The 26,995-nt window shown below is 59.5% G+C and carries 19 protein-coding genes; 8 read left to right on the top strand and 11 right to left on the bottom strand.

The features are described 5' to 3' along the window. Positions 1 to 10: 10 nt before the first annotated feature. The 8 genes from AC1DD5_RS07780 to dnaA form a co-directional block, all read right to left on the bottom strand. Positions 11 to 673: a DUF3566 domain-containing protein gene (locus AC1DD5_RS07780; RefSeq protein ID WP_477521081.1), complete on the bottom strand. Its 663-nt coding sequence runs from the start codon at positions 671 to 673 to the stop codon at positions 11 to 13. Beyond that, positions 670 to 3,339 (bottom strand): DNA gyrase subunit A, encoded by a 2,670-nt coding sequence (gyrA, locus tag AC1DD5_RS07775; RefSeq protein WP_477521080.1) that lies wholly within the window; start codon positions 3,337 to 3,339, stop codon positions 670 to 672. The genes AC1DD5_RS07780 and gyrA overlap by 4 nt, the downstream gene beginning before the upstream one ends. Before the next feature lie 61 nt (positions 3,340 to 3,400). Then, positions 3,401 to 5,479, bottom strand: a complete 2,079-nt coding sequence (gyrB, locus tag AC1DD5_RS07770; RefSeq protein WP_442005249.1) for a DNA topoisomerase (ATP-hydrolyzing) subunit B — start codon at positions 5,477 to 5,479, stop codon at positions 3,401 to 3,403. Between the two features lie 338 nt (positions 5,480 to 5,817). After that, positions 5,818 to 6,372 carry a DciA family protein gene (locus tag AC1DD5_RS07765; RefSeq protein WP_224094502.1) on the bottom strand — a complete coding sequence of 185 codons (555 nt, stop codon included), beginning with the start codon at positions 6,370 to 6,372 and terminating at the stop codon, positions 5,818 to 5,820. Continuing rightward, positions 6,359 to 7,552: a DNA replication/repair protein RecF gene (gene recF / locus AC1DD5_RS07760; RefSeq protein ID WP_442019003.1), complete on the bottom strand. Its 1,194-nt coding sequence runs from the start codon at positions 7,550 to 7,552 to the stop codon at positions 6,359 to 6,361. The genes AC1DD5_RS07765 and recF overlap by 14 nt, the downstream gene beginning before the upstream one ends. Before the next feature lie 23 nt (positions 7,553 to 7,575). Further along, the gene (gene gnd / locus AC1DD5_RS07755; protein ID WP_442005252.1) at positions 7,576 to 8,460 is read right to left on the bottom strand and encodes a phosphogluconate dehydrogenase (NAD(+)-dependent, decarboxylating); all 885 of its coding nucleotides are present in this window, start codon (positions 8,458 to 8,460) and stop codon (positions 7,576 to 7,578) included. Between the two features lie 42 nt (positions 8,461 to 8,502). Further along, positions 8,503 to 9,627, bottom strand: a complete 1,125-nt coding sequence (dnaN, locus tag AC1DD5_RS07750) for a DNA polymerase III subunit beta (RefSeq protein WP_431117352.1) — start codon at positions 9,625 to 9,627, stop codon at positions 8,503 to 8,505. Between the two features lie 575 nt (positions 9,628 to 10,202). Next, positions 10,203 to 11,624, bottom strand: coding sequence for a chromosomal replication initiator protein DnaA (gene dnaA, locus AC1DD5_RS07745; protein ID WP_431117351.1), 1,422 nt, complete (start codon positions 11,622 to 11,624; stop codon positions 10,203 to 10,205). Between the two features lie 464 nt (positions 11,625 to 12,088). Here dnaA and rpmH point away from each other — a divergent pair, with 464 nt between their 5' ends. The 8 genes from rpmH (at position 12,089) to AC1DD5_RS07705 (ending at position 17,735) form a co-directional block, all read left to right on the top strand. Continuing rightward, positions 12,089 to 12,226, top strand: coding sequence for a 50S ribosomal protein L34 (rpmH, locus tag AC1DD5_RS07740; protein WP_011776797.1), 138 nt, complete (start codon positions 12,089 to 12,091; stop codon positions 12,224 to 12,226). Between the two features lie 41 nt (positions 12,227 to 12,267). Then, positions 12,268 to 12,678, top strand: coding sequence for a ribonuclease P protein component (gene rnpA / locus AC1DD5_RS07735; protein WP_442005253.1), 411 nt, complete (start codon positions 12,268 to 12,270; stop codon positions 12,676 to 12,678). 64 nt (positions 12,679 to 12,742) lie between these two features. Next, positions 12,743 to 13,111 (top strand): membrane protein insertion efficiency factor YidD, encoded by a 369-nt coding sequence (yidD, locus tag AC1DD5_RS07730; protein ID WP_442019008.1) that lies wholly within the window; start codon positions 12,743 to 12,745, stop codon positions 13,109 to 13,111. Between the two features lie 16 nt (positions 13,112 to 13,127). Continuing rightward, complete coding sequence (gene yidC, locus AC1DD5_RS07725) at positions 13,128 to 14,102, top strand: membrane protein insertase YidC (protein ID WP_442019002.1); 975 nt, start codon at positions 13,128 to 13,130, stop codon at positions 14,100 to 14,102. After that, on the top strand, positions 14,102 to 14,653 hold the full coding sequence (locus tag AC1DD5_RS07720) for a Jag family protein (RefSeq protein WP_477521079.1): 552 nt from the start codon (positions 14,102 to 14,104) through the stop codon (positions 14,651 to 14,653). Before yidC ends, AC1DD5_RS07720 begins: the two co-directional genes overlap by 1 nt. A 6-nt stretch (positions 14,654 to 14,659) precedes the next feature. After that, positions 14,660 to 15,310 (top strand): 16S rRNA (guanine(527)-N(7))-methyltransferase RsmG, encoded by a 651-nt coding sequence (rsmG, locus tag AC1DD5_RS07715; protein WP_442005256.1) that lies wholly within the window; start codon positions 14,660 to 14,662, stop codon positions 15,308 to 15,310. Between the two features lie 129 nt (positions 15,311 to 15,439). Next, a complete protein-coding gene (locus AC1DD5_RS07710; RefSeq protein ID WP_442005257.1) occupies positions 15,440 to 16,453 on the top strand; it encodes a ParA family protein in 1,014 nt (337 codons plus the stop codon). A 67-nt stretch (positions 16,454 to 16,520) separates the two neighbouring features. Next, positions 16,521 to 17,735: a ParB/RepB/Spo0J family partition protein gene (locus tag AC1DD5_RS07705; protein WP_477521078.1), complete on the top strand. Its 1,215-nt coding sequence runs from the start codon at positions 16,521 to 16,523 to the stop codon at positions 17,733 to 17,735. 5,881 nt (positions 17,736 to 23,616) lie between these two features. Here the strand turns inward: AC1DD5_RS07705 and trxA are convergent. The 3 genes from trxA to AC1DD5_RS07690 all read right to left on the bottom strand — a co-directional run bounded on the left by trxA (position 23,617) and on the right by AC1DD5_RS07690 (position 26,936). After that, the gene (trxA, locus tag AC1DD5_RS07700; protein ID WP_216924410.1) at positions 23,617 to 23,943 is read right to left on the bottom strand and encodes a thioredoxin; all 327 of its coding nucleotides are present in this window, start codon (positions 23,941 to 23,943) and stop codon (positions 23,617 to 23,619) included. A gap of 37 nt (positions 23,944 to 23,980) precedes the next feature. Further along, positions 23,981 to 24,937, bottom strand: coding sequence for a thioredoxin-disulfide reductase (trxB, locus tag AC1DD5_RS07695; protein WP_477521077.1), 957 nt, complete (start codon positions 24,935 to 24,937; stop codon positions 23,981 to 23,983). A gap of 289 nt (positions 24,938 to 25,226) precedes the next feature. Next, positions 25,227 to 26,936: an ABC transporter substrate-binding protein gene (locus AC1DD5_RS07690; protein ID WP_477521076.1), complete on the bottom strand. Its 1,710-nt coding sequence runs from the start codon at positions 26,934 to 26,936 to the stop codon at positions 25,227 to 25,229. Positions 26,937 to 26,995: the final 59 nt, after the last annotated feature.

The raw sequence follows: 26,995 nt of genomic DNA, 5'->3' as shown, positions 1-26,995 counted from the left end.
CGGTTTTTTGCTAGTCGTCCGTCAGGGTGACGCCGATGCCGCCAACCAACGTTGCCGAAATGTTATAGAGCACGGCAGAGAGCATCGACAGGGCGGTCAGCAGAACTACGTTCACCACGGCAATAATCGTGGCGAAGGAGGCCACCTGACCGAGCGAAGCAATCTTCTTCAACTCGAAACCACTGCCTTCGGAACCGGCCAAGGTTCCCAGCAGGCTGTCCACCTGGTTGAAGATACCTGTGAGATCCAACACAGTCCACAGCACGATCGCGGCGACAACCGTGACGATGCCCAGCGCCACGGACAGCAGGAACGCCATCTTCAGTACCGACCACGGGTCAACCTTGCTGACAAGGAGGCGTGCACGGCGCACCTTGGCCTTGGGAGCCGGCTTTACAAGTCCGGGCCCACCCTGCGCGGGGCGCTGACCGGGCGCACCAGTCGGACGCTGCCCGGGTTGTGCGGGCCGTTGGCCGGGAGCTCCAGCAGGACGTTGCCCGGCTGAGGCGGGGCGCTGTCCAGGCGAGGCCGGGCGTTGTCCAGGAGCTCCGGCACCGGCTCCCGGGCGTTGCTGGGGCCTTGCAGGCGCTCCTGCCTGCGTGCTGCCCGAGGGCTGCCGGAGTCCGCCGGGGACACCTGTGCTCGGCTTGGGATATGAGTCGGAATTACTCACTCGTTACCTCCGGTGTTGTCTTCGTTCAGCTCCGCGCCCGTTTCTGTATCCGGGTCCGCGTCGTTTTCCGTTTCTGACGTGACGGTCGCCTCAGTGGCTCCGTCTTCTGCAGCCAACGTTACGTCATCGTCCTGTCCGTCCTCGGACTCTTCGCCTTCCAAACCGCGTTCGCTGTTGCGGGCGACCTCAATAATGCGGTCATTCTTGTCCGGCTTCGCAAAGATGACGCCCATGGTGTCACGGCCCTTTGCCGGGACGCCACTGACGGCAGAGCGAACCACCTTGCCGCCCTCCATGACCACCAGGACTTCATCTTCTTCCTGCACAATCAAGGCGCCGACAAGGTCACCACGATCCTCCGCGAGCTTCGCCACCTTGATGCCAAGGCCGCCACGGCCCTGCAGGCGGTACTCATCCACGGCGGTCCGCTTCGCGTAGCCGCCCTCGGTCACGATGAAAACGAACGAGCCGTCCTGGACCACATCTGCGGCCAGCAGTTCGTCATCTTCACGGAACTTCATACCCGTCACACCGGATGTTGCCCGGCCCATGGGACGAAGTGCATCGTCCGTGGCGGTGAACCGGATGGACTGGCCCTTGCGTGACACCAGCAGGAGGTCATCAGTTTCACTGACCAACTGTGCAGAGACGAGCTCGTCACCATCGCGCAGGTTGATGGCGATGACACCGGCCGTGCGGTTGGTGTCATAGTCCTCAAGCCTGGTCTTCTTGACCAAACCATTCTTGGTTGCAAGCACCAGATAGGGAGCCTGCTGGTAATCGCGGAGATCCAGCACCTGTGCGATGTGTTCGTCTGGCTGGAATGCCAACAGGTTTGCCACGTGCTGGCCCTTGGCGTCGCGTCCGGCTTCTGCGAGTTCGTAAGCCTTGGCACGGTACACGCGGCCCAGGTTGGTGAAGAACAACAGCCAGTGGTGCGTGGTGGTCACAAAGAAGTGCTCCACGACGTCGTCGCCGCGCAACTGTGCACCCTTGATGCCCTTTCCGCCACGCTGCTGGGAGCGGTAGTTGTCGCTGCGTGTGCGCTTGACGTAACCACCGCGGGTAATGGTGACGACCATTTCCTCTTCAGGGATCAGGTCCTCCATGGACATGTCCCCATCGAAGCCCATGAGAATGTGCGTGCGGCGGTCATCGCCATGCTTTGCAACGATCTCAGCAAGTTCCTCGCTGATGATCTGGCGCTGACGCTCTTCCGAAGCCAAAATCGCGTTGTACTCCTCGATCATGGCTTCGAGTTCGGAGTGACGGTCCTGGATCTTCTGGCGTTCCAAGGCAGCCAAACGGCGCAGCTGCATGTCCAGGATGGCGCGGGCTTGGAGCTCATCGATCTCCAGGAGCTCCATGAGTCCCTCGCGGGCCGCCTCCGTGGTGTTGGATGCACGAATAAGAGCGATAACCTCATCCAGCATGTCCAGTGCCTTCAGGAGTGCACGCAGGATGTGCGCTTCTTCCTCAGCCTTGCGCAAGCGGTAACGGGTCCGGCGGGCGATGACATCCATCTGGTGGTTCACCCAGTGCCGGATAAAGGCGTCCAGGCTCAAGGTGCGGGGAACGCCGTCGACGATTGCCAGCATGTTCGCTGAGAAGTTGTCCTGAAGCTGGGTGTGCTTGTACAGGTTGTTCAGGACGACCTTGGCCACAGCATCGCGCTTCAGCACGATCACGAGGCGCTGGCCAGTACGGCCCGAGGTTTCATCGCGGAGGTCCGCGATGCCTTGGATCTTGCCATCCTTGACCAGTTCGGCGATCTTGATGGCCAGGTTGTCCGGGTTTGCCTGATAAGGCAGTTCGGTGACCACCAGGCAGGTGCGGCCCTGTAGTTCTTCCACGTTGACCACTGCGCGCATGGTGATGGAGCCGCGACCGGTGCGGTAGGCGTCCTCGATGCCCTTGTGGCCCAGAATGGTGGCACCCGTGGGGAAGTCCGGTCCCTTGATCCGCAGCAGAAGCGCTTCGAGGAGTTCCTCCCGTGAAGCCGTGGGGTTGTCCAGGGCCCACTGCACGCCCTCTGCAACCTCGCGCAGGTTGTGCGGCGGAATGTTGGTGGCCATACCCACGGCGATACCGGAGGAACCATTCACCAGGAGGTTCGGGAAACGCGCCGGCAGGATGGTAGGTTCCTGGTTCTTGCCGTCGTAGTTGTCCTGGAAATCGACGGTTTCTTCGTCGATGTCGCGGACCATTTCCATGGCCAGTTGGGCCATCTTGGTTTCGGTATAACGGGGAGCAGCGGCGCCGTCGTTGCCGGGGGAACCGAAGTTGCCTTGGCCCAGCGCCAGCGGGTAGCGCATGGTCCAGTCCTGGATCAAGCGAACCAGGGCGTCGTAGATCGCCATATCACCATGAGGGTGATAGGTACCCATGACATCACCCACAACGCGGGCGCACTTGTTGAAAGAGCGGTCAGGACGGTAGCCGCCGTCGAACATCGCGTACAAAACGCGGCGGTGCACCGGCTTGAGGCCGTCGCGGACGTCCGGGAGGGCGCGTCCTACGATAACGGCCATGGCGTAGTCCAGGTAGGAGCGCTGCATTTCAGTCTGCAGGTCCACCTGCTCCACGCGGTCAGTCAGAACATCGCCTTCAAGGATGAGGTCGTCGACGCTGGGTTCCGCCGGGACTTCGGGAGTTTCGTCACTCATAATCTAAGTTTTCCGTTTCAGGTATATGTCAGCTCTGGAATATCTACAGCCTTGTGAGGCACTAGATGTCCAGGAACCTGACGTCCTTGGCGTTCTGCTGGATGAAGTTACGGCGCGATTCGACGTCCTCGCCCATCAGTACCGAGAAGGTCTGATCGGCAGCCAGGGCATCGTCCATAGTGACCTGCAAGAGAGTGCGGCGATCCGGATCCATGGTGGTATCCCACAACTCGGTGTAGTCCATTTCACCAAGACCCTTGTAACGCTGGATTCCGTTGTCCTTGGGAAGGCGCTTGTTCATGGCCGCACCCTTACGGATGGTGTCGTCGCGTTCGCGATCGCTGTAGACATAGTCATGGGCGGCGTTGGACCACTTGATACGGTACAGCGGCGGTTGCGCAAGGTAGACGTAGCCGTTCTCGATCAGCGGGCGCATGTAGCGGAACAGCAGCGTCATCAACAGCGTGGTGATGTGCTGGCCGTCAACATCGGCGTCTGCCATCAGAACAATCTTGTGATAGCGCAGCTTGGCGATGTCGAAGTCTTCGCCAATGCCGGTGCCGAAGGCTGTAATCATGGACTGGACTTCGGTATTACCGAGCGCCTTGTCCAGGCGTGCGCGTTCAACGTTGAGGATCTTGCCTCGCAACGGCAGGATCGCCTGAGTTTCCGGGTTGCGTCCCCGCTTGGCCGAACCACCTGCGGAATCACCCTCCACCAGGTAGACCTCACAACGCGAAGGATCCTTGGAGGAGCAGTCGGACAACTTGCCGGGCATGCCGAAGGATTCCAGCGGGCTCTTGCGCCGGGCATTGTCACGAGCCTTGCGGGCAGCCATGCGTGCCTGGGCAGCGGAAATGGCCTTCCGGATGACGTCGCGGGCGGGACCGGGGTTACGCTCCAACCAGTCGCCGAGCTGGTCCGTGACAACCCGCTGGACGAAGCCCTTGACCTCTGAGTTGCCCAGCTTGGTCTTGGTCTGGCCTTCAAACTGCGGCTCGGAAAGCTTGACCGAAATGACGGCCGTCAGACCTTCACGGATGTCATCACCGGTAAGGTTGTCCTCTTTTTCCTTGATGATGCTCTTCTCCCGCGCGTAGCGGTTGATCAGCGAGGTCATCGCAGCGCGGAAGCCTTCTTCGTGGGTTCCACCCTCATGGGTGTTGATGGTGTTCGCGTACGTGTGGACGCTTTCGGAGTACGCGGTTGTCCACTGCATGGCGACCTCGACGGCGATGTGCCGCTCAGTGTCTTCAGTTTCGAAAGCGATGACGTCCTCATGGACGATCTCCACCTTCTTGCTCGAGTTCAGGTGCTTGACGTAGTCCAGCAGGCCGTCCGGGTACTGGTAGACGACCGTGCGGTGCTCGGCAGCAACTTCGCCTTCGGTAGCGACGGCATCGAGATCAAGATCATCTTCACCCTCCCGGGCGGCGGGACGTTCGTCAGTCAGGGTGATTCGCAGGCCCTTGTTGAGGAAGGCCATCTGCTGGAAGCGCGCGCGAAGCGTCTCGAAGTCGAATTCGGTGCTCTCGAAGATGGTGCCGTCAGGATAGAACGTCTGTGTAGTCCCTGTTTGGTCCGTCTCTTCTCCCTTGACGAGTCCGCCCTGGGGCTTGCCGCCGTCGGCGAATGACATACGCCATACGTGACCCTGCCGCCGGACTTCAGTATTCACGCGGCGGGACAGCGCATTCACCACGGAGATACCCACGCCGTGAAGACCACCGGAAACCGCGTAACCGCCGCCGCCAAACTTACCGCCGGCGTGCAGGATGGTCATCACGACTTCGACGGTGGGCTTGCCCTCGGTGGGGTGGATGTCAACGGGGATGCCGCGGCCGTCGTCAACAACCTGGACGCCGCCGTCGGCACGGAGCGTGACTTCAATATGGGTGCAGAATCCGGCCAGAGCTTCATCGACAGAGTTATCCACCACTTCATAGACCAAGTGGTGCAAACCGCGCGGACCGGTGGAACCGATGTACATACCGGGACGCTTACGTACCGCTTCAAGGCCCTCCAGGACAGTGATGTCGCTGGCACCGTACTCCCGGGGGGTTTCCGCGGGCGTGTCAGGCTTGGGAACAGTGTCCTCTTCGGGCTCTACTGCCAAGGTCTCTGCATTGTCGTTAGCCACAGGCGCTTTCGACTCCTCTGTATTCGATGACGGCCGTTCCCCTTGAAGGCCGCGGCAAACCGAGGCCTTCAACGAGCACGTGACTGATTGCGCCGTTTACTCCGACGAAGGGGGTCCTGGAAGCCATGAAAGTGCTTCCAGGACCCCGACGACGTTTCACCGGCGCTCAGTGATCTACGCCAATTCTATCGTGGAAATGCGCGAATCCTTGCAAATACGGGGGCAGCCGAGAGCTGAATATGCCTATGGGAGGCCACTGGGCCTATCTGAAACGGCCCTACGGTGGTCCTGATGGGGGCCCATACGACTCGGGGGCGTTGAAACGCCCTGCACGCCGTTCAGCCGTACGTGTCCCGGGGTCCCCGACCGTTGACGCTGCGCCCACCCTTGCGCCAACTTGGCGCAGACGGACCGAGTACGTGGATGCTGGTCACCACACCTTCCCCGAGTTCATTCCGGAACATCTCAAGCAGGCTTGTACTCAGCAATCGCAGTTGAGTTGCCCATGCCGTGGAGTCGCAACGGACATGAAGTGTGGTGTCAGTAAAGCTCTCCGGCGTGCAGTGTGCAGAAATGTCCGCGCCCACCAACGTTTCCCATTCGGCCATGACCGAGCCAACGGCCACGGGCGATGTCCACCCACGTTCCGCCACCAACCGGCCGACGACTTTCCCCAGGCCCAACGGGTCACGTCCGGTCCCATGGAACTGGGTAAAACCCCTGGTGTCGCGAAGGCCCTTGCGTTTAGGCGCGGATCCGGGACGGGGAGCGCGCTGCCTGACTTCGCCTCTGGCTGCTGCGGCTTCCCGCATACGGTTCAGCGCGGCTTGGGCAGCATCGATTTCGTCCGGATCGCGGCCGGGTTGAAGTCCGTCGGGGCTATCCTTCGCCATCGATGCCTCCCGGAACAACGGTTATACGCCGCCCGGCCAGCTCCTCGGGAATATCGGCGTCGACGGCGGCCGTGACCAGTACCTGTTCGGCGCCGGCCACTATTGCTGCCAGTTTACGCCTGCGCTGGACATCGAGTTCGGCAAAGACATCGTCAAGAATGAGGATCGGCGCAGTGCCTCCGGTGCGGGCATCATCGAGCATGACGTAGTAGGAAGCGAGGCGCAGCGACAAGCACATTGACCACGTTTCACCGTGCGAAGCGTAGCCCTTGGCAGGTGCTTGGCCGAGCACGAGCTCCAATTCGTCCCGGTGCGGGCCCACCAGGGAGATGCCCCGCTCGAGTTCCTTCTTGCGGGATGCGGCGAAAGCATGGACGTAGCGCTCGGTGAGTTCGTCCACCGACAACAGCCTGAGGTCCTCGCCCGACGCCGAAGGTTCCGTTGGGCGATCGGCCGGACCGCCGTCGTCGTCCAGTACGCCCTGGATGGTTGAGCGGTACACCGCGCCGGCATCTTTTGAACCGTCAGTGAGCTGCGCGTAAGCACTGTTCAGGTGCGGGCGGAGCCGTTCCACAAGTTCCAGCCGCGCATGCAGGAGTTCGGCACCAGCGCGGGCCATATGCTGGTCCCAAACATCCAGCGTTGCCTCATGGCCTGCGGTAAATTTTCCGGTCCGCGCGGATTTCAGCAGGGCGTTGCGTTGCTTCAACACTCTGTCGTAGTCGCTGCGGGTAGCAGCATGGCGGGGAATCAAGCTGACCAGGAGCTCATCAAGGAAGCGCCTGCGGTTGGAAGGATCGCCCTTGACCAGCGCCAAATCCTCAGGTGCAAACAGGACGGTCTGGCAGATGCCCAGGATGTCCCTTGCGCGGACTGGGTTTCCTCGATTAATCCGGCCGCGGTTTGCCCGACCTGCATTAATTTCCACCTCAATAACCGTGGACTGCTCGCCGCGGATCAGCTTGGCCCTGATCATTGCGCGTTCCGCGCCGAAGCGAAGGAGTGGAGCATCGGTGCTGACGCGGTGCGAGCTCAGGGTTGCCAAATATCCGATGGCTTCCATGAGGTTGGTCTTACCGATCCCGTTCGAACCCACCAGGACAGTGACCCCGGGGCCAAGCTTCAGGTCAACCTGGGCGTAGCTGCGGAAATCGGTCAGCGAAAGATGTTCAAGATACACGCCGTCTGCTGGACTCCCGCGGCCTAGTTGGACGGACGTGTGGCGTGTCCGCCGAACTGGTGGCGCAACGCTGAAACCATCTTCATGGCCGGAGAGTTGTCTTCGCGCGAAGCGAACCGCGCGAAAAGTGCTGCGGTGATTGCCGGCGCCGGGACAGCGTTGGCAATTGCCTCTTCCACAGTCCATCGGCCTTCGCCGGAGTCTTCCACGTAGTCGTCGATCGAGGCCAGGCCCGGATCTTCGTCGAGTGCTTTGACCATAAGATCAAGCAGCCAGGAGCGCACGACCGTTCCTTTTTGCCAGGCGCGGAAGGTTCCGGGAAGGTCCTTCACGATGTCCTTGGCTGCCAGTAATTCGTAACCCTCGGCATAGGCCTGCATGAGCCCATACTCGATACCGTTATGCACCATTTTGGCGTAATGGCCGGCGCCGACTCCGCCGACGTGGACGAAGCTATCTGCTCGTTCCCCTTCGGGGCGCAGGGCATCGAAGACGGGCAACGCCAGCTCGATGTCTTCGTCAGCGCCTCCAGCCATCAGGCCATAACCGTTCTGCAATCCCCATACGCCACCGGATACACCGCAGTCCGCGAAGCGGATGCCTTTCTCTGCAAGTGCAGCAGCGTGCTTCTGGTCCTCCGTGAAACGTGAGTTGCCGCCGTCGATCACCAAATCACCAGGGTTGAGCTTTTCGCCAAGTTCGGTGATGACCGCATCTGTGATCCCGCCCGATGGAACCATGACCCATACGAGCTTCGGGGAGGGCAGGGCAGCGATGAGTTCGTCCACGGAAGCGACGTCCGTGACATCGGGATTCCGGTCAAACCCGGTTACTTCAATACCGCCGTTCCGCATGCGTTCCCGCATGTTGAAACCCATTTTTCCGAGGCCGATCAGTCCGATGTGCACGGGGTGAACTCTTTTCTGCGCTGGTGGATACGTGGCTGATCGCTAGTTTGGCAGGCGAACCGGCATCACGAGGTAGCGGTAATCGTCCTGGTCTTCGCCATCAGCTTCAGCCTGGGCCGTGATCATGGCCGGCTTGGGAGCGGTGGTAAAGGAGAAACGAACGTACTTCGTCTCGATGACGCTCAGGCCTTCAACCAGGTAGTGCGGATTGAAGGCGACAGTGATGTCCTCGCCTGATAGCTGGGCTTCCAGTTCCTCGGACGCCTGGGCATCTTCACCGGTACCGGCGTCGAGGTTCAGCAGACCCTGGCTGAAGGCCAGGCGGACCGGTGTGTTGCGTTCAGCCACGAGAGACACACGACGAACAGCTTCAACGAGTTCCTGTGTTTGGACCGTTGCGTGGATCGGGGTGGAGTCAGGGAAGAGCGAGCGGATCTTGGGGTAGTCGCCATCCACCAGCAAGGACGTGGTGGTGCGGCCTCCGCTTTCGAAGCCGATCAGGCGGCTGTCGTCGTCAGCGAGGGCAAGGTTGATGTCACCACTGCCACCGAGGGTCTTTGCCACCTCGTTCAGCGTCTTGGATTTGACCAGGGCGCTGGTGGAAATGCCCGGAGTGACGGGCTTCCAGGGGACTTCGCGCATCGCGAGGCGGTATCGGTCCGTAGCGAGGAGGGTGATCATGTCATCCTCAATTTCCATGCGCACGCCGGTAAGGATCGGCAGGGTGTCGTCCTTGCTGGCAGCGATGATCACCTGGGAAACAGCCTGTGCGAAGGCGTCACCTGGCAAAGTGCCACTGATGGCTGGCAACGCCGGAAGAGCCGGGTACTCGGCCTCAGGCATCGTAGCCAGGTGGAAACTGCTGCGGCGGCAGGTGAGGGTGACTTTGCTCCCGTCAGTTTCAACTTCCACAGGAGCTGAAGGCAGGCTGCGACAAATGTCTGCCAAGAGACGCCCGGACACCAGAATGGTGCCTTCCGTGGCGATATCCGCGGGGATCTCCAGGCGGGCTGATGTCTCGTAATCAAAGCTCGAGAGGCTTACCGTTCCAGCCTCGGCTTTGAGGAGGAGGCCGGAAAGCACAGGGACGGGCGGCCGCGGAGACAACGACCGCGCGGTCCACGTAACGGCTTCTGCCAGGACGTCGCGGTCGACTCTGAACTTCACGGAAGGGTGCCGCCTTTCATTGCTGCTGCCAAGTAGTAGCTGCGGATTCCTGCTTGGAACCCACCAAACCTTTGCTGTCCGGTACCGGAACCTGCATGGTCCGCACTCAAGCGAACTACAAACAGACCCAAGGATGGGAGCGCTGCTGACAGCTTAGCCGGAAGATCCGCGATTAACCCATCCCCGGCAGCACTCACCCCTCGTATGTGGACAGCCGCAGGCTGGCCGATGATCTGGTTGATCGGTCTGTCGGTGGCAGGCCGATGGGGCGCAGAACGAGATTGTTATTTGAGGGATTTCAATTTTTTGGGATTCGTAGTGTTAATAACTGCTGTGGAAACTGTGGATAACCCGACCTCGCCGCGTCGTTTCGCGGTTAAGCCCTGTTCACGGATTGTGCGTTAACTGGGTTTTAAACAGGGTGTGGATGGGGACAACTCCCAACCCGGTTTTTGACGATCCACAGATGCCTTAAGGGTTTTAAGCCCATTAACCGCGCTTGTCCCCTTAAGTATCCACAGGGTTATCCACATGCACCTGTTAATAAGGTATGTAGTGCGCGGCAGGATGTGGATTCAGGAGTCCCGCTGCTGCTGCTTGATGCGGTTTGTGAGCTCCGTGACCTGGTTGTAAATCACACGGCGCTCGGCCATCAGCTCACGGATCTTGCGGTCGGCGTGGATGACCGTGGTGTGGTCGCGTCCGCCAAGCTCCTGTCCGATCTTCGGCAAGGACATGTCGGTGAGCTCACGGCAGAGGTACATGGCGATCTGTCGCGCAGTGACGAGGGTTCGCGTACGAGACTTGCTGCAAAGCTCTTCCATGCTGAGCTTGAAGTAGTCAGCGGTCTGGTCCAGGATCTGCTTCGCTGTGATCTCTTGGGCGCCGTCGTCGGTGATGAGGTCCTTGAGGACCATCTCGGCGAGGGCCACATCCACCGGCTGTCGGTTCAGGCTGGCAAAAGCAGTAACGCGGATCAGGGCACCTTCAAGTTCCCGGATGTTGCTGGAGATCTTGGAAGCGATGTACTCCAGGGCGTCGTCCGGTGCCGACAATCCCTCGCTGAGGCCCTTCTTGCGGAGGATGGCAATACGGGTTTCCAGTTCAGGCGGCTGGATATCCGTCAGCAGGCCCCACTCGAAACGGGAGGTCATCCGGTCTTCGAAGCCCGCCAGCATCTTGGGAGGTTGGTCGGAGGTAATGACCACCTGCTTGTTGGCGTTATGCAGGGCGTTGAACGTGTGGAAGAACTCCTCCTGGGTCCGGTCTTTGCCCGCCAGGAACTGGATGTCGTCGATCAGCAGCACATCCACGTTTCGATACGTGGTCTTGAAGCTGGTGCCTTCGTCATCGCGGATCGAGTTGATGAAGTCGTTAGTGAACTCTTCGGAGTTGACGTAACGTACGCGGATTCCGCTGTAGAGGCGGCGGGCATAATGGCCGATCGCGTGAAGAAGGTGCGTCTTGCCGAGCCCGGAGTCGCCGTAGATGAACAGCGGGTTGTATGCCTTGGCAGGGGCCTCGGCTACGGCAACAGCGGCCGCGTGGGCAAAGCGGTTCGAGGAACCGATCACGAAAGTGTCGAAGATGTACTTCGGGTTCAGCCGGCCGAATTCATGCGAGGTACTCGGCGGTGTCGGCTGGGGCTTCGGCTCCGCGGCAAGATCCGGCATCGCGGAAAGTTCGACGGCGGGTTCCGGCTCTTCGTGGATGGGCACCAGATCGGTGTCGACGTCGATCGCGCAACGGATGTCATCCGAAAAAACGCTGCGAAGGGCGTCGTCCAGGGCGTCCTTGACCTGCGTCTGCAGGACCTCGCGGGTGAGCTCGTTGGGAACGGCTACCAGAAGCGTCGAGCCGATGAGGCCTTGGGCCTGGGCGAGGATGACGAAACCGCGCTGGCGGGGTGTGACCCGGTCGTCCTGCTCCAGAAGGCTCAGCACCCTGCGCCAGGAACTTCCGACAGTATTGGCGTGGTTGGCTTCGTCTACTGTCATCAATCAGTTCCTAAATACTTGCTTGCCGGCGTCGCTGGCAGCCGAAGTGTCTCCGACTGGCGATGTTTCCGGGGTTAATCCACAGAGTTATGCACAGCGGGTGGACAATGGGCTACTGAGCCACTCTAGGGGATGGAATCGCTAGAAGATAGCTGGGAAGTTGCTTGTGGATAATTACACCGTTGTGGTTCTGATTTCGGCCTTGTGAGCCACTTCATCCACAGGCTGTGCAGCATCCTTTGGCACAGCTGTGGATAGCTGCAGGAATGGCTCCCGGTTTGACTGGGGGTGCCTTTTTGCCCTAACGTTGTGAAGTCCTTTGTGTCCGCTTTTGTGATCAGTTGCATCGACGTACGTTTATCGTGCGGCAGGCAACGGCGGCAGGCACATACAAAACTTAGCGTCGGCCAGTTCTTCCCCTTTTGATCGGGTGGGCGCACCTTTGATCCACTGGAGTAACTAACGTGAGCAAGCGGACTTTTCAGCCGAATAACCGCCGTCGGGCCAAGAAGCACGGCTTCCGCCTTCGTATGCGCACCCGTGCCGGCCGCGCCATCCTGGCTGCACGTCGCGGCAAGGGCCGCGTCGAACTGTCGGCGTAAATAACTGACTTGTCGGTAAGGGACTTTTTGCGGGTTCGACGGTGCTAGCCACCCCTAACCGTCTGCGGACGTCTACCGACTTTTCAACAACTGTACGTTCCGGCGTCCGCAATGGACGCCGGAACTTAGTGTTATATACGGCCCCTATCGGGGCCGCGGAGCCGAGTCGAATCGGCTTCATTGTCTCCAAAGCCGTCGGGAACGCCGTGACCAGGAACCTCGTTAAGAGGAGACTGAGAGAAGCAGGCGCACTGTCCTTGCACACGCATGGAACGGGCCTGGCGGTCGTGGTCCGGGCGTTGCCCGCAGCTGCATCTGCCAGCTGGGAGCAACTGCTCTCGGACTACAACGCCGCATTGGCAGTGACGACGAAGCGACTGGGTGGATCCGTTCCACGCAGCGCTTCGCCAGACCACAACGGCACCACAAGGGAAGGGACACCGCGTGCATGACATAAGCACCGCCGTCGTTCCTTCCTCAGTTGACCCCTCTGGTTTTGGCGACCCCGCTGGCAAGATTCCCCATGGGAGCCTGTTGGCAGCGGTTGGCAAGTTCATGTGGGACCTGCCCCGAAATATCCTGATTCTCCTGCTGAAGACATACCGCAAGGTCATCTCGCCCCTGTACGGCCAGGTTTGCCGGTTCTTTCCGTCCTGCTCGGCATATGCCCTGGAAGCGGTGACGGTGCACGGCGCCGTAAAGGGTAGCTGGCTCGCAGCCAAGAGGCTCGCCAAATGCCATCCTTGGAATGCCGGTGGAGTGGACCATGTCCCCGCCGGCCATCGTCATTGGCCCGATGGCCAGACGCCCACAATTGTTGTACTGAACAACCCGGACCAGTTCCTGGTTGTTCAGGCTGATGAAGAAGGCCGCACTGCGGCCTAACGAATAGGGATATCGTATGGACTTCTTTGGAACGATCATGTTTCCGTTCAAGTGGCTGGTGTCAGTCATCATGGTTGGCTTCCATGACGGGTTGAGCTTCCTTGGCATGCCCGCCGCCAACGGCTGGACGTGGACCCTCTCCATCATCGGGCTCGTGCTGGTGATCCGTGCCGCCCTGATTCCCGTCTTCGTCAAGCAGATCAAGGCGCAGCGCGGCATGCAGCTGCTGCAGCCCGACTTGAAGAAGCTGCAGACCAAATACAAGGGCAAGACCGATCAGCTCTCCCGCCAGGCTATGGCGCAGGAGCAGATGGCCCTGTACAAGAAGCATGGCACCAACCCGTTCTCCGCATGTTTGCCCATGCTGATCCAGATGCCGTTCTTCTTCGCCCTGTTCCAGGTGCTGTCTGGTATCTCGACCGCCAAGAATGCGGGCGAGGGCATTGGGGCGCTGAGCCACGAACAGGTCATCGAGTTCGATCAGTCGAGCATCTTTGGTGCGCCGCTGTCTGCATCGTTGCTCCACGGTGGGGTACCTGGTACGGAAGTTGCCGTCTGGACCCTCTCCATCATCATGATCCTCGCCATGACAGCCTCGCAGTTCATCACGCAGAAGCAGATCATGGCCAAGAACATGTCCGAAGAAGCATTGGCCAGCCCGTTCATGCGCCAGCAGAAGATGATGCTCTACATCCTGCCGCTCGTGTTCGGTATCGGTGGTATCAACTTCCCCATCGGTGTCCTGATCTACTGGACCACCACCAACCTCTGGACCATGGGTCAGCAATTCTTCGTTATCCGCCGCATGCCCACTCCGGGCTCGCCTGCCGCCAGGGCACTGGAAGAGCGCCGCGCCGCGAAGGGCCTGCCGCCGCTGCTGGGTGGCAAGAAGAAGGACGACGACGACGCCGAGGCTGCCGCGGCTGCCGCTGCGGCCGAAATCAGGGCTCAGCGCGTCCAGCCACAACGTAAGAACAGGAAGAAGAAGTAATGTCTGCTGAGAGCACTGAAGATGTAACTGCCGCCGAGACTGAGGAGCAGGACGACACGCAGGAAGAGTCGTTGTCCAAGACGGCCAGCCGCCTCGAAGAGGAAGGCGACATTGCTGCCGACTACCTCGAGGAACTTCTTGATATCGCTGACATTGATGGCGACATTGACATTGAGGTCCGGAACGGCCGTACCTACATCTCCATCGGAACTGACGAAGAGTCCACTGCCCTGGACAGCCTGGTAGGTCGGGACGGCGAAGTCCTCGAAGCCCTGCAGGAACTGACTCGTCTGTCCGTCCTTTCGGCGACTGAAAGCCGGTCCCGCTTGGTATTGGACATCAACGGTTACCGCAAGGAACGTGCCGGGGTACTTCAGCAGATCGCCGAGGACGCCGTTGCCAAGGTCAAGGAATCCGGCGGGACCGTTGCACTGGAGCCAATGAGCGCCTATGAGCGCAAGATAGTTCACGATGCTGTCGCTAATCTCGGATTCGTCTCCGAATCCGAGGGCGAGGGCGCTGGCCGCCACATCGTGGTCTCGGCTGACTAGCGGCTCATGGTTGAAATTACGGCAACTGAACTGCAGGCAGCAGAGAAGATCTTTGGGGATCGCCTGGATCTCGCCAAGCGCTATGTAGAACATCTGGCCACGTCCGGAACTGAACGTGGGCTGATCGGTCCTCGTGAGATCCCGCGCTTGTGGAGCCGCCACGTCCTGAACTGTGCAGTCATCGAGTCAGCCATTGCCATGGACAGCCACGTGGCAGACGTCGGATCCGGTGCCGGGCTTCCTGGCCTGTGCCTTGCAATTGCCCGCCCAGACCTTGAACTGACCCTGATTGAACCTCTGGAGCGTCGAGTCATCTGGCTTCAGGAAGTCGTGGACGACCTCGGCCTGGACAATGTGACAATCATGCGAACCCGCGCTGAACTGGCTGTGGGATTGGTGGATGCGGACGTCGTTACGGCACGGGCAGTTTCCGCTCTTTCCAACCTGGCTGGGCTTACTATCCCCCTGCTGAATGGCAAGGGGGAGGTTGTCGCGATCAAGGGTCGCAGCGCTGCCGAAGAAATTGAGAAGGCCAAGAAGGTCATCCGTAAACTTGGCGGCGTGGAAACGTCCGTTGTGGTTTGTGGACAGGAGCTTTTGGAGGAACCCACCACCGTGGTGAGGATCATCGTCAACAAGCCCGGAAAGACGGGTTAGTCACCGCCCGGTTTCCCGCGTGTCGGCGGCTGAGCAGTTAGGCTAGAGAACGGCAGCAAGCGCCGAATGAGAGTGAGAGTGTGACCAGTGGGCAGTAGCGAAACCTCCACGCAACGGATCCCCCCCTTTATGTCCCTGGGGTCCGCGCGGGCCATGGCCACACCCTCGGCGTCACTTCAATCCGCCATTGTGCGAACGAATTCAGTTGATAATGCTGCCGTTTCACGTGAAACGCTGACGGATGAGGTTCACAACGTGATGGACTCCATCGATGATTCGAGCCCTATCGCTCGCCAACTGGCCAACGAAACACGCCGACGCGAGCGGCTGATTGGACGTGAACTCCCTAAACCTGACCGGACCCGGATTTTCACGGTCTCCAATCAGAAGGGTGGCGTTGGCAAGACGACTACCACCGTCAACATTGCCGCTGCTCTGGCGTCTGCAGGACTCAACGTCCTGGTCATTGACATTGATCCCCAGGGAAATGCCTCTACAGCCCTGGGCATTGAGCATCACGCAGATGTGGACAGCATCTACGACGTCCTGATCAACGACCTTCCGCTGAAAGATGTAGTGGCTCCGTGCCCTGACATTCCCAACCTCATCTGCGCCCCAGCGACGATCCACCTGGCCGGCGCGGAAATCGAGTTGGTTTCATTGGTGGCTCGTGAACAGAGGCTTCGCCGCGCCATAGACGTCTACTCAAAAGAGCGGGAGAAAAACGGTGAGGGACGTTTGGACTTCATCTTTATCGACTGCCCACCCAGCCTGGGTCTGTTGACTGTCAATGCATTCTGCGCCGCCAGCGAAGTTCTCATTCCCATCCAGTGCGAGTACTACGCCCTGGAGGGCTTGAGCCAACTCCTGAAGAATATTGAGATGATCCAGAAGCACCTCAACGCTGACCTGGTGGTTTCGACTATTCTCCTGACCATGTATGACGGCCGAACCAACCTCGCGGCACAGGTTGCGTCTGAGGTCCGCCAACATTTCCCCGAGCAGGTTCTGAGCGCCGTGGTCCCCCGCTCGGTACGTATCTCTGAAGCGCCGAGCTACCAACAGACTGTCATGACCTATGATCCTTCATCGAGCGGCGCGTTGTCCTACATGGAAGCCGCTGCCGAAATCGCTGAACGCTAGAATTCTTGAAACACTGCAACAGCCTGGGCGGGTCCGCACTCGGCAATTCCATCGGAGGGATGAATCAATGAGCGAAAAGCGAAGGGGCCTCGGCAGGGGTCTTGGGGCTCTCATTCCTAGCTCACCCGCGGGTGCCCAGGGAAACGGCGCTGCGCCCTCCCGCCCAGTGGACCTGTTCTTTCCGGAAGCGCGTAAGACAGCAGAGCCGCTGGAAGCGCCCGATGCTACGGCTCCCACAGCTACTGCCGACTCCGGGATGTCGAGCGTAGCTAGTGGTTCTCCTACCGGCGCTGCGAAGGAAGCATCCCCATCCGGCGAGGCGAAGCCCGCCGCGTCCAAGCCAGCTACAAAGCGCTCTTCGTCTGCTTCGGTGAAGACGGCTGATGCGGGGACGAGTTCGACGGCGTCTTCCGCCCCTGCTGCTCGCACTGCAGCTACTCCGCCCGAGGTGGAGTTGGTTGAGGTTCCAGGAGCGAGGTTCGCTGAAATACCGGTGACGGACATTCATCCCAACCGTAAGCAGCCTCGATCTGTCTTCGATGAAGACGACATGGCCGAGCTGGTCCACTCCGTCAAGGAAATCGGTGTCCTCCAGCCAATTGTTGTACGTACTTCAACCGAAAAGGGTGGAGAACCGTACGAACTGGTCATGGGTGAGCGCCGTTGGCGTGCAGTTCAGGCCGCTGGGCTGGAAACAATCCCGGCGATCGTTCGTGACACCACTGACGACGACCTTCTTCGAGACGCGTTGCTGGAGAACCTGCACCGTAGCCAGTTGAACCCGTTGGAAGAGGCTGCCGCCTACCAGCAGCTCCTGGAAGACTTCGGAACTACCCATGAGCAACTGGCCGACCGCATCGGTCGCTCCCGTCCTCAGGTATCGAATACGCTGCGACTTTTGAAGCTTCCGCCGTTGGTGCAGCGCCGTGTGGCAGCCAGCGTCTTGTCAGCCGGCCACGCCCGTGCTCTCTTGGCGTTGCCTGACGCGGCCGCCATGGAGCGTCTTGCACAGAAGATCGTTGCTGAAGGTATGTCTGTCCGGGCCACTGAAGAAGCCGTAGCTCTGTACCAAGACCCCACCGCGCCAGCCAAGAGTGCTATTCCCAAGCCCAACGCGAGGCACGAGCGCCTGGACTACCTGGCGTCCTCGCTTTCCGACCGCTTGGATACGAACGTGAAGATCACGTTGGGTGCTCGCAAGGGCCGCGTTAGCATCGAATTCGCGAGCGTAGAGGATCTCAATCGCATCATGGATGTTTTGGGACCGGGCTCTGAAGACTAGTTTTCCCGACCAACTGAATGGGGTTTGCCGTGTGGGCAGGCCCCATTTTTGTGCCCTGGAGCTTTGTGTTCCGAAGCGTCTTGTCCTTCCCAATGCGAAGTTGTTAGGTCTTCGGTAGGCGGGCTGCCCTTCCGAGTGCATGGTTTCACGTGAAACTATGTACTCCCAAGGCTTCAGAATGCCATTTTTTTGTGCGCTCTTATAGCGTTCGGTGTTGTGGATAAGAGGACACATCTCTTCTTGCTCCGGTAAGTCTGCCGCGCACGAGCCGCAATCGCTCCTGCGTGGCAACGGAGAAGGGAGTCCGTGTTCGATGGGTTCCGTTCATGAGCATATCTGCAAGTTGAACCAGCAGGGTTTAGAACCTCGTTTTGGCCTTCAAGCTACTGGAGTCGGAATCCGCGTGGAGGCAGATCGCCATAACAGCGCAGGCCGGTACCGAAGCTGCCTTACAGTGGCTTTTGAAAGGACGCCGCATCCCGCAGCACCCGACTGCCTGATGATGAGGGATGTTTCACGTGAAACTGGGATGTCACATACCCTCGAACAGCCTTCGCCTTGCAGGTACGTTTTACGCCTGGTTCCGACTCGTATGGCTGGACTTCTCCTTGTTGGGAGGAGGTTGCTTGAACTAGCCCGCTCCGCGCTAAAGGAAAGTGAGCGATTTGCTGTGGCGTGGGACGTTGAGTGTTCCACTCCGGCACGACCGGGAGAAGATCTAAAGCGGTCGCGCTTCTGACGCGGAGGTGTAGATACAGTCCGTGGTCTGGATTTCGTTGGAATGAGATTGAGCTCATGTCTCCGAGTAACTGAATGCACTACTTTGGCCTTTTGCAGTCTTTTCTCGTGGCACGGTGTCATTCCGATGCTCGCCTGGGTGCCGCATGGCCCGCTGGTCGTGGTTGTCGGTCCTTGTTTCACGTGAAACACTGCGAGGCGCGTAGCAGCCTCGCGACGGAAAGGAAGGGACATCGATTGTTTCACGTGAAACGCCCAGTTGTCTCAAGTGGACCGAAGGAACAGAGCATGAACTGGCGGATACGGAGAGTGCGACGAGGCAAGATTGAATTACAAGTCTGTAATTCGCGATGGTGTAGCGCGAACTCCCACTAGGGTCTGCCGACGAGCATCAAGCGTCGTACTCCCCATCACTCCAACGAGCGCCATACCAGGAAGGGAAGTCAGTCGGACTTTGGATGTGGGAGCTAGATCCGGGCCTATGAAACGGACCGGCCATGCCAAGGCCGGACGTACGTCCTAGGGGTGCTTATTGGTTGCGGGTATGGGAGCGATGGAGCGGCGTGAGATGCAACGGTTTAGTGGCGGCATCTTGAGTCCGATAGACCATTGTCCCAATATCTGGTGTTCGATCGGTTCGATCGGTTCGAGCATCGTAAACTGAACGTTCTCGTGTAGCGCGCTCGAGGGGTCCGAGCTGGGCGTTCCAGTTGTCGTGTAGATCTATGAAGTCATCACGACACTGGCGCCCACTCCACAAGTAACCTCCCTATTCCCTCCTGCTAACGCCCTGGGACCTGCACAACATCGCCCGAGGCCTTGCCGCCACCCTTTATCGTATTGGCCCAGCGAACTGACTACGCAGATGGACCGCCAATTCTGCGGACCTTGAACTGAGGAGAACGCCAATGTTCAATGCGGCCGGAAGGACAACTGGGACAAGAGGTCTTAGGCTCCGTCAGGGAGAAGCCTCCCCCCGTTTGCGGTCTTCGACGCAGATGCCTTTCCAGCCATAGTCCGTGAACTTCCCACAGTAGCCACTGAGGCTCGAGGGTCGGCACGATGTCCATCCGAGCTCATCGACTACCTAAGCTTTTCGCCCATCCAAGATCTTCGCACACCCAAATTCTTCGAACACAGTGGCAATGGCCTATGCGGACCACGCGGCTTGTTCCAAGTCGTCGTCGACCTTGAGACGCAGTGCCACGTTGGAAGACGGCGTCATGGCATCCTGGCGCTCAGCAGCGATGAGTTCCGTCGTGCGACCCACAGCCCTTGCTTGGTGCGCGATCCACACCCAATTATCCAGGGGCAATTACACGTACCACCGAACCTCGTGGGTGAGCGAGGCATCACGGCTGGTCTGTTGGGAATTGAATGGATTTGACATTGGCTGCCTGATAGATCTGATGTTGTACGTTTGCCTTGATATTCCGTCTCGGTAATCGCCGTTAGCCTTAAAGGTCTGGCTCGGCCGACCGGTCACCCGGCTTCGTGGATGGCCTCCTGAAAGGACGTGCCGGACCCTCGTCGAGGACGAACGGCAGACACTGTCTGTTTCACGTGAAACATTATGCACTGTCAACTGCATAGCGCGGCGGGCGGAAGCTGACATCGAGATGCATGGGACTACACCTAGTTGGGCGGTGGATAAGCCTGTGGATAACTTTGGGGATAAGTCTGTCCCTTGCTAAGGAGTGCCTGTTTCCAGAAGTTTCCAAGTTGCACAAATTAAGAGACGCGTGCACCGCGATCCGTCCTGGAAGATTCGACGCGTGTTTCACGTGAAACGCTCCGGCAGGGAAAGGGGCGTATTTCATGTCACATGATCCCAAAACACTTTGATTTGCGGGAATTTGGCGCGTACGCGAACCGAAGGCGACACGGAGACCCTCACCAGATCCGGAGTAGTCAGACGGAGATGAATCGGGGTGGCGAAGATCAGCACAATGAAGAGCTGTGGAATCGATATGTTGAAGGCCAACTGGCCGGTGGATAAGCCTGTGGATAACTTTGTGAATAACGTGAGCCAGTCTCCGGGTCTGCGTGCCACTGCTGGCTTCCCGGGATCGCTCAGATTGGAGCGACCCTCGATGCGCCGGCGTCTAGTCCATAACTGCGAAGTCGACTGCCGTGCAAGGGCAACAGCATGTTCAATGCCGAAGGCCGTCTGGGGCTCGTCACGGTGGTGTATTAGGTTCGCCGGTGAACCGCGGTTCATGCAGGAAGGTACTGAGGGCCGGTCAGAGCCAGGTTTCGACTCCGACTCCGGCTTCTTTGATCGGATGTTTCGTCCCCAGGGACTGGGTCGAGCTCTATGCCGAAAATTTCTAACTGTCCTTCTGGGGCCATCGCTGGGCGGGCAACGGTAGCAGCGTACTGCAAGTTGCTGTACGCATTTCCCCAAATGGTCGGGACGAGGAGCGCATCGTGTACGAGTCAACGGCCTCCCTATGGTCGTCCCCTACTGGGCGCTAACGTAAGTGGCGTTTGCGGGCGGTATGGTCAGCGGCGTCGTCCTTGAGATTGTAAGGCTTCTGTCGGAGTAGACTGCCTTCCGCCTAGGAAGTCCTCTGCAGGGGCCCATCCATCTTGTGAACGTACAGCTAGACGGTCAGGTTACATACCATGGTGGCTCAGTACCACTGCTGTGTTTCACGTGAAACATTCGGATCGCCTGGGGTTTCCCCGCAGAGCACTTCTTTGGAAGGCTTGGGTTCCGATATCAATCTCTTGCCGTCGAGCGTGATCGAGTGCTGGGTGGTTCCCGCTTCGACAGTTGATAGGACATTCCGTGGCGGCAACCTTTCCAATAGGCTGCCGCTCCTTCATCTTCCCAAGGTGCGTCGACGGTAGGTGGAGGGAGTCATCTCGAGCTCAGTAGAAAGCTGTCCGCCCACGCACGTCGCAGGAAGAACTCTCGACTTGTAGGTCATGCTTCCATGGCCAGGCCAGATGAGGTTCTTGCTATTGCCGGGCAGGGGCTCAGGAAAGCGCCAGTCGGTACTCCTGGAGGTCTGCGCGCCGCAGTAATCAAGTCCCACTGTCCCGTACGCGGGCCTGAGTCGCACTTGGTTCCAACCGCCCCGTCTGGGCCGTGTGGGAGTATGTACGGCCTCACTGGTGTCACCAGCACGCACAATGCATTGTTTGCATGTTCGCGCAGGAGCCGTTCCTACAAACAATGGAGCTGCCAGGTGCCAGTCAAGATGTTTCACGTGAAACGGATGTTCAGGACTGGAGAGCTCGTTGCTCTGAACAGGTTGGGGCCCCGCCTGCCGGGTCCATGGAACAATCGTGGAGTTCTCAATGGCAGACGAGTCGAGCCGAGCCCCACACCGAGCTGTGTCCTTCAGGCGCCAAATGCAGCCTGGGGTCGAATGCCCGTTACGCATTGAACTCCGACGAAGGAATTCGCGCATTGGACACGAGTGTTGAAATACCGGTCCACCTTAAGTCGAATCCCACACCAGTTCTAGTCCCCAGGAAGACGGCAGGGGCGGCTCTTTTGACCCCCGCAAGGGCCTAGCGAGTCGAGGGAGCGTTCGCACTGCCCTATGGTCCATGATCAAGGTTGGAGTGAACTATTGGGCTGTCAGACCGTAGAGCGTACCGTATTGAAGCGTGATGACCGTTCTCAGGCGTAGCCCATACCTTCCGGTGTATTCCTGGCAGGCGGAGCACAATTAGCTAGGTCCGCCAAGGAGCGCAAATTGACAAGGACAACAGCTCAGACGATGTTCGCGAGAGATTGGTGCGCATGCACTGAGTCCTTCCGAGGCAGATTCTCGAAGCGGGTACCTTCATGAAGTCGATCATCGCAGTCGTCTATTGCATTTGGTTGGGACAGCAGCAAAGGGGGCAAGCGAGCAGGGCGGTGAGCCCACTAAGGTCAAGTGGAGCGTACCCAGGGTTTGCCGACCCCTTGCGTCATTGCCATTTGTGAAGCTGCCTAGTGCTCACTGCCTATGTTTCCTGCAACAGTCCTTCTCCTTGGCTTCACAGCGTGTTTGTCTCCCAAGATGACATTCTTCACCACTGCACGTAGATGTTTCACGTGAAACACCGCAAGACTCCCTCGGTGCGAGCAGGCGGCAGTGTGTTGTCCGAATTTGTAGGCAGCGCCGAGATGGTTTGGGGGCTCGAAGTTGGGCCGAGGCGAAGCCGTTTCACGTGAAACATCTCGAGCGCCCTGTCGTAGACCCGAGGAGCTCAGCGACCAGAAGTGCACTTGTTTGCGTCCGGCATGCTCCATGGAACGTGAGCCGCAAAACCAGCGACCTTGAAAACTTGACTGCATCCCTCCACTGCGGAACGAACGACACGAAGGAGAAAAGAGGGAAACATCTGCGAAATGTCCCCTACTAGGCCGCTTGAGACTCCTGGGTGTTGCTTGACATGACAGGTAAGGGCATCGAGGCTCAGAGCCGGGTGTTATCAAGAGCCAGGCGGTTCGGAAGTTGCAGATCCAAATGATGCTGTCGATCCGCAGGGTTATGTACGGGCTTGTTCGACAATTTGCCACCGGAAACCTATCGGCGTTGGTGAAACTATTCGGCGAACCCGGACATTGGCATCAGATGATATCGGAGCGGCGCGACTGATGCCCTGCAACGACCGCAACTTCGCCGGCGGACTGAGAATGAGTGTGCGTATACCGCGTCGGCGCTGCTGTTTGCTGTATCCGGTTGAACATGGCCCCGAGATAGGCGCCCAATCATTGGTCATCGCTAGGCAGGACCAAAATTCTCCACGGCCCTGTCTGCAGAGCACTTCAGGATCTGAGAGAGGGACGGGCGGGTGGGGTGGGGATGTGAGAGAGGATCCGGCGGGTGGGGTGGGGATGTGAGAGAGGATCCGGCGGGTGGGGTGGGGATGTGAGAGAGTGACGGGCGGGCCGGGTGGGGATGTGAGAGAGGATCCGGCGGGAGGGGTGGGGATCTGAGAGAGGGTGCGTGTTCGGCTACCCCAGGTAAGGGGAACACGCATTGAGGAGTTCGGCGGACGCACAGGGCGTTTGGCGCAATCACACTGATAGAAACAAACGCTAGGGGGTGCAAATTCGCCAAATGCAAAAAACCGGCGACTCCCACTCCTTCAGGAGGGACAGCCGCCGGCTTTTCACTGACTAACTAAGGAGAACCTAGGACAAGACGTCTGCGAATTCCTTTTCGAAGAACTGCTTTGGCTTGGCGCCGATGACCGTGCTCTTCACTTCTCCCCCGCTGAAGAGGTACACAGCCGGAATGGACGTGATGCCGTACTCGGCCGCGATGGCAGGGTTGTCGTCGACGTTGAGTTTCACGACGTCAACTTTCTCGCCGTATTCAACGGAGATCTCGTCGAGGATCGGGCCGAGCTTGCGGCAGGGTCCGCACCACTCTGCCCAGAAGTCCACGATGACCGGCTTCTCGGAAGCCAGGACATCCGTGCTGAAGCTTGCGTCAGTTACGTCTTTAGCGTTGCTCATAACTTTTCCCTTCGTATGGTTGCTGGTCTGGTGAAGCTCAGGAATGCAGGTCTGCGAGGTAGTGCTCCACATCGAGGGCAGCCACACAACCGGAACCCGAGGCCGTGATGGCCTGGCGGTAGGTGGGATCAATGACGTCGCCTGCGGCGAACACACCCTTGATGTTGGTACGGGAAGTCCGGCCCTCTACGGCAATCGTTCCTTCGGGGGTCAGATCAACTTTGCCCTTTACGAGTTCCGTGCGGGGATCGTTGCCGATGGCCACGAAGACGCCGGTGACGTCGAGTTCAGATTCGGTACCGTCAACCAGGTTCTTGAGCTTGAGGCCCGCTACCTTGTCATCGCCGAGAACGTCCTCAACAGCAGTGTTCCAAATGAAGTTGATCTTCTCGTGCGCCTGGGCGCGGTCGCCCATGATCTTGGAAGCCTTGAGGGTGTCGCGACGGTGGACCACTGTGACGGACTTGGCGAACTTGGTAAGGAAGAGGGCTTCTTCCATGGCGGAGTCGCCACCACCGATGACGGCGATGTCCTGATCCTTGAAGAAGAAACCGTCGCAGGTTGCACACCAGCTAACACCGTGGCCCGACAAGCGCTTTTCGTTCTTAAGTCCAAGCTCGCGGTAGGCCGAACCGGTGGACAGGATGATGGCCTTCGCCTGGAAGGTCTCCCCCGTGCCGATGGTGACCGACTTGATGTCGCCGTCGAGGTTCAGTTCGGTGACATCCTCGAAGAGAATCTCTGTGCCGAAGCGGGCTGCCTGTTTCTCGAAGTTTTCCATGAGATCTGGACCCATGATGCCGTCGGGGAACCCCGGGTAGTTTTCGACGTCCGTGGTGTTCATCAACTCGCCACCAGCAGTGACGGAGCCGGCAATGAGCAGAGGCTTCATGTTGGCGCGGGCGGTGTAAACGGCGGCTGTGTAACCGGCGGGGCCTGAACCGACGATGATGACGTCACGCACCTGCGATGCGCTGTTTTCTGCAATGCTCACGTGGCGTGAACCTCTTCCTTAGTCGATGCTGCGGCTTTCGGGGCAGCCACCTGACTCAACCCCTTCAACGGTCCAAATATTCCGTTGGATTTGGAGGGCCTAAAACCCACCATCATTCAGGGTACCGTCTGGAGGCGTGGCGAATCGAAGCGGGGACGCCGGATGACTGATGGCCACATCAGTCACAAAGACAGGCCCACATGCGAAAACCAGGTAGCAGCAGGTGTCGTTTTGGCGGCTCAAAACGCGCTCAACTGCTACCTAGTTGGGTAAGCGCAGAGAAACGGAACTACTGGACCGTGACCTCGGCCAAGCGCAGACCAAATCCGAACTGGGTCTTGGGAGCAGCAAGCTTAGGCAGCGTCTTGATGACCACGATGACGTACTGGGTCTGCGTGGGAGCAGCCAGCGGCATTGTCAGGTCCGGAGACGTGAAGCTGTTGGTGCCGACGAGCTTGGCGCCGTCCATTGCGGGACGATCGTTGGTGTAGACGCTGATGCTTCCACCCGAGCCGCCCAATTGGTTCAGCACCACTGACTTGACCTCTGTGGGCTGCTTGAGCTTCACGACCAAGGGCATCTCACCCGAGAGTCCACCCCAGTTGGCGGAAGCGAACTCCATGTCGGACCAGTAACTGGCCGGGTTCCCATCAAATGCTTTGGGAAGGTCCTTATCGAAGGATGCAGCGAAGGGGAAGTCGCCAAGGCGCGTAATGCCATCGATGGCCGGAGGCGTTGCCGGAGCAGCGGTCTCACTGGGCGTCGGCTTTTCGGACTCGGTGCCCGTTGCCTGCGAGGAAGTCGTTGTTTTGTCTGATGCCTTCGGAGCGCCGCTGGGCAGGAGGCTTCCCAGGTTGGTGACCGCCAGGACAAGTCCAACGATCAACACTGCTGCCAGCAGACCGCCGACGAGCCAACGCAGGGACCGCGGCTCGCGTTCCGGGGTTTCGTCCTCGTAGACCTCTTCATCTTCGTAATCTTCTGTGGCAGCGGCCGACGCCGGGAAGCTGGTAGGAGCACGATCGTAACCAGGATCTGAGCTACCTCCAGCGGCTTGAGCCGCCCCGCCGGCAGCGAGGCCGTAGTCCTCCTCAGACCAGAGGGAAACCTTTGGTTCCCCGGCAGACTCGCGAGTCGGTGCGGGCTGCGGGTTCACGGGTTGTGAAGCCACAGGCTGTGAAGTGACTGCTTGGGTAGGCGGCTGAACCGGGGCAACGGGTGTAGTAGCAGGCGAAGCTCCGGACGACGGCGACTGTACGGCCTGCGTCCGCGGCTGGGCTTCTGTACTAGCAGCGGCAGCAGAAGTACCGCCAGCACCGGAAGCTCCATTCGCGGCAGCCCCGGCGTCGTGGTTCTTGGATCCGGCGTTCTTCAGAGCGGCAGCGGCAGCAACTCCTGCTGCCCCGGCGCCAGCCGCAGCAGCAGCGAGCTTTCCGGCGAGACCACCCTTGGCCGACGACGGGCTGGATGAAGGCATGGGCGGAACGTTACCGGCAGGTGTGGCCGTCGCTTCGCGGGCAGCATCCGATTCCGATTGGATGGGGTAGCCATTTTCGTCGTACTGGATGTACTCGGCTTCGTGCTCGTCGTCTTCGTAGAGGCCGTCATAGGTTTCGGGCTCGTAGGTGCGGGCCTGGCCGAAGATCTCGCTGCCGAGGGTTTCCGTGAAGAACGGTTCCACGTACGGCGGGTGGGTGGCCACCACGAGATCAAGAAGATCCGGCGCAGTGCTGTGGTTGGTGATCAAGTAGGTGGTGTTGTCGCTGACTCCGAGGTCCAGGATCTGGACATGGCCAGGGCGCTCCCCCGTGGCGACTTCGCGGGCGCTCTGTGCTACCTGCTCGGCATTTCCGGGACCGGCAACGAGGATGCTGACGGGGCGGTTGAGGACCTGGTCCACGCCGTCGAGCACCAGATCTTGGTCATGCGAGGTCAATACGGTGGCCGTGACCTTATAGCGGCCGCCAAGCACTGATCCGACGTCGATCGGGTGGGACACGTGTTCCTCCTAGGCTGTCCGGGAGCTGCGGGTCCTGCACGCGGTCCGCCCGGCGAGCC

Source organism: Paenarthrobacter sp. 10L420, assembly GCF_056395385.1.
Note: the sequence above shows the minus strand (reverse complement) of the source record. Positions and strands in the feature narration are given on the sequence as shown.

What these genes read in the sequence shown, in the direction of transcription:
- dnaA (WP_431117351.1), bottom strand. Translation starts at nt 11,624, where the DNA reads ATGACAGTAGACGAAGCCAACCACGCCAATACTGTCGGAAGTTCCTGG.
- gyrA (WP_477521080.1), bottom strand. Translation starts at nt 3,339, where the DNA reads ATGAGTGACGAAACTCCCGAAGTCCCGGCGGAACCCAGCGTCGACGAC.
- yidC (WP_442019002.1), top strand. Translation starts at nt 13,128, where the DNA reads ATGGACTTCTTTGGAACGATCATGTTTCCGTTCAAGTGGCTGGTGTCA.
- trxA (WP_216924410.1), bottom strand. Translation starts at nt 23,943, where the DNA reads ATGAGCAACGCTAAAGACGTAACTGACGCAAGCTTCAGCACGGATGTC.
- AC1DD5_RS07705 (WP_477521078.1), top strand. Translation starts at nt 16,521, where the DNA reads ATGAGCGAAAAGCGAAGGGGCCTCGGCAGGGGTCTTGGGGCTCTCATT.
- rsmG (WP_442005256.1), top strand. Translation starts at nt 14,660, where the DNA reads ATGGTTGAAATTACGGCAACTGAACTGCAGGCAGCAGAGAAGATCTTT.
- AC1DD5_RS07720 (WP_477521079.1), top strand. Translation starts at nt 14,102, where the DNA reads ATGTCTGCTGAGAGCACTGAAGATGTAACTGCCGCCGAGACTGAGGAG.
- AC1DD5_RS07765 (WP_224094502.1), bottom strand. Translation starts at nt 6,372, where the DNA reads ATGGCGAAGGATAGCCCCGACGGACTTCAACCCGGCCGCGATCCGGAC.
- AC1DD5_RS07710 (WP_442005257.1), top strand. Translation starts at nt 15,440, where the DNA reads ATGTCCCTGGGGTCCGCGCGGGCCATGGCCACACCCTCGGCGTCACTT.